Origin of the sequence: Psychrobacter sp. 16-MNA-CIBAN-0192, assembly GCF_040309565.1 — a bacterium.
Classification (GTDB): Bacteria; Pseudomonadota; Gammaproteobacteria; order Pseudomonadales; family Moraxellaceae; genus Psychrobacter.
The window spans coordinates 1-243 of record NZ_JBEOOX010000627.1 but is presented as its reverse complement, the minus strand read 5'-3'; the positions used below and the strand labels follow the sequence as shown (position 1 = coordinate 243).

General features: G+C 60.5%; 1 protein-coding gene. It reads right to left on the bottom strand.

Annotation, left to right across the window (positions count from 1 at the left end; genetic code table 11):
* On the bottom strand, positions 1-243 hold a 243-nt coding region (locus tag AAEY78_RS14635), incomplete at both ends, for a DUF444 family protein (protein ID WP_352340187.1).

Sequence of the window (243 nt, the reverse complement as noted above, 5' to 3'; positions counted from 1 at the left end):
CTCATCACCTTGCGCATCAGTTCGAGCGCGCTCGACACGACGGTGCCGCCGCTTTCGGTCGAATGGAAGAAGGTGTCCTCGTCGACTTCCTCGGCGCGCGTGTGGTGGCGAATGAACACCACCTCGATGCGCTCGTAGTTGCGCTTGAGGAACAGGTACAGCAGGATGAAGAAGCGCTTCGCGAGATCCTTGCGCTGCTCGTCCATCGAGCCGGATACGTCCATCAGGCAGAACATCACGGCC